The sequence below is a fragment of the Rhodoferax sp. UBA5149 genome (genome assembly GCF_002413825.1).
Taxonomy (GTDB): domain Bacteria; phylum Pseudomonadota; class Gammaproteobacteria; order Burkholderiales; family Burkholderiaceae_C; genus Rhodoferax.
Genome location: NZ_DHXT01000064.1, coordinates 1 through 2,408, shown reverse-complemented (window position 1 = coordinate 2,408; position 2,408 = coordinate 1). Strand labels below are relative to the sequence as shown.

The 2,408-nt window shown below is 60.8% G+C and carries 4 protein-coding genes; 1 reads left to right on the top strand and 3 read right to left on the bottom strand.

Translation table 11 applies throughout. From position 1 onward, the window contains the following. The coding region (locus B3V69_RS05135; protein WP_296444409.1) for a hypothetical protein at nucleotides 1-219 on the top strand (219 nt) is incomplete at its 5' end. A gap of 25 nt (nucleotides 220-244) precedes the next feature. On the opposite strand, the gene metF is transcribed toward B3V69_RS05135, so the two are convergent. From metF to B3V69_RS05120, 3 genes are all read right to left on the bottom strand, one after another. Next, nucleotides 245-1,084, bottom strand: coding sequence for a methylenetetrahydrofolate reductase [NAD(P)H] (gene metF / locus B3V69_RS05130; protein ID WP_296444407.1), 840 nt, complete (start codon nucleotides 1,082-1,084; stop codon nucleotides 245-247). A gap of 6 nt (nucleotides 1,085-1,090) precedes the next feature. Next, nucleotides 1,091-1,927 carry a TlyA family RNA methyltransferase gene (locus B3V69_RS05125; RefSeq protein WP_296444406.1) on the bottom strand — a complete coding sequence of 279 codons (837 nt, stop codon included), beginning with the start codon at nucleotides 1,925-1,927 and terminating at the stop codon, nucleotides 1,091-1,093. Nucleotides 1,928-1,946: 19 nt separating this feature from the next. Continuing rightward, the coding region (locus B3V69_RS05120; RefSeq protein WP_296444405.1) for an adenosylhomocysteinase at nucleotides 1,947-2,408 on the bottom strand (462 nt) is incomplete at its 5' end.

Below are 2,408 nucleotides of genomic sequence, written 5' to 3'. Positions count from 1 at the left end.
GAGCCAATGGACCTGGCTTACACCGGTTACCTTGTTCTTTTGGGTGCCGCCATCGAGTACACCGGGGTCTACAGCGGTCAGTGGCATTACCCCGGCAGTCCCCTGGGTGGGGTGCCTTTCTGGTTCATCACGCTTTGGGGCGGGGTGGGCTTGTTCCTGCGTCGGCTGATTCTGCCCCTACTGAGGCGTTATGAAAGGCCACAGCGCGCGTTGACGTAACCCAAGCGGGCGCTGGTACGCCCGCTTACAAGCCCAGACGCTTGCAGATCTCCAGCGTGGCCAGACTCTGGTTCATGCTGTAAAAATGCAGCCCTGGCGCACCGCCGGCACGCAATTGCTCGCACAAATCCGTGACCACATCCAGACCAAAGGCCTTGATGGACGCCACATCATCGCCAAAGCTTTGCAGACGCAGACGAATCCAGCGCGGGATCTCGGCGCCGCAGGCATCGCTGAAGCGCATGAGCTGCGTTGAACTGATGATGGGCATGACGCCGGGCACCACGGGGAGAGTCAGACCCAGCGCGTCCACCTCTTCTACAAAACGGAAATAGGCGTCGGCGTTGTAGAAATACTGGGTGATGGCGGAGTTGGCCCCGGCTTTGACTTTGGCCGCAAAAGCCTGCAGGTCGCTGTCCGGCGACTTGGCTTGCGGGTGAATCTCGGGATAGGCGGCCACCTCGATGTAAAAGTCGTCACCGGTTTCCGCGCGAATGAAGGCCACCAGATCGCTCGCGTACTGGAACTCACCACCGGTACCGTAACCGCTGGGCAAGTCGCCACGCAAGGCCACCAGGCGCTTCACGCCCATGGCCTTGAGGGTTGCCAGTTGCGTACGCACCGTGGCCCGGGTGGCGCCGATGCATGAAAAATGCGAGGCCGCGCTCACGCCTTCGGCCAGGATGTCGCGCACGGTGTTGAAAGTACCTTCCTGCGTGGAGCCGCCGGCGCCAAAAGTCACCGAGCAGAACTCGGGCTTCAAGACATACAGCTGCTGGCGCACCAGGCGCAGCTTTTCCATCCCTTCTGACGTTTTGGGAGGAAAGAATTCAATGCTCAGAGGCGTTGCGGTGGTCGCGGTCATGGTCGTTCAAGGTTTGGGAGACAGAGTTTCAGGTTTGCGGGCGCAAATGAAGAACTCGCGGTTACCGTCGCCGCCTTCAATCGGCGAGTCGAACCAGGCCGTCACGGTCAGGCCGAGCGCGGCGCAGGCATCGCGCAGGCGCTGCTCGATCTGCGGGTAAAACGAGGCGTCTTTCACAATGCCGCCCTTGCCCACCTGGCCGGGCTGCAGTTCGAACTGGGGCTTGACCAGCGTCAGCAGGGTGCCGCCGTTTTTCAGCAAGGGCACGATGGCCGGCAGCACCAGGGTTTGCGAGATGAAGGACAGGTCGGCCACGATCAGGTCAAACTCGGGCACGAATTCGGGCGTATCGGTCTCGTCGCCTTCAACATCGAACTGACCGTCAGCCCCCGTACTGTCTGCGTAAGCAGCTATCAAATCAGTAGCAACCAGGGAGCGGGCATTGACTTTTTCGACGCACAGCACGCGCGGGTCTTCGCGCAGACGGGGATGCAACTGGGCGCCGCCGACGTCCACCCCTACCACCGACGCAGCGCCGTGCTGCAGCAGGCAGTCGGTAAAGCCGCCGGTCGACTGGCCCACGTCCAGGCAAGCCAGCCCGGTCACGGACAAGCCCACTTGTTTGAGCGCCGCCTCCAGCTTCAGGCCGCCGCGGGACACGTAGCGCGCCTCGGAATCGTCCAGCAGCTTTATTTCGGCCTCAAGAGGAATCTCGTCACCATTTTTGGTGACGGTTTTCCACTCAACGCCTTTGAGCCACTGCACCCCGTCAGCAATCAGGCGCTGGGCCTGGGAGCGGGTGCTGGCAAGGTGACGTTGGACAAGTAGTTGGTCGGCGCGCATGGGTGGTTGCTGTCTTGGCTTAATAGCGATAGGTGTTGGCCTTGTACGGGCCGGCTTTGCTCACGCCAATGTAGGCGGCTTGTTCGTCCGTCAGTTCGGACAGCATGGCGCCAACCTTCTTCAGGTGCAAACGCGCCACTTTCTCGTCCAGGTGCTTGGGCAACACGTAAACCTTGCCGGACTTGTACTCCTTGGGCTTGGTGAACAGTTCGATCTGGGCGATGGTCTGGTTGGCAAAGCTCGAAGACATGACAAAGCTGGGGTGGCCGGTGCCGCAACCCAGATTCACCAAACGGCCCTTGGCCAGCAGGATGATGCGCTTGGACGGCGTCTTGCCCTTGGCCGGGAAGATGACGTGGTCGACTTGCGGTTTGATCTCTTCCCACTTGCATTTGGACAGCGAGGCGACATCGATCTCGTTGTCAAAGTGGCCAATGTTGCAGACGATGGCCTGGTCTTTCATGGCCGCCATGTGCTTGTA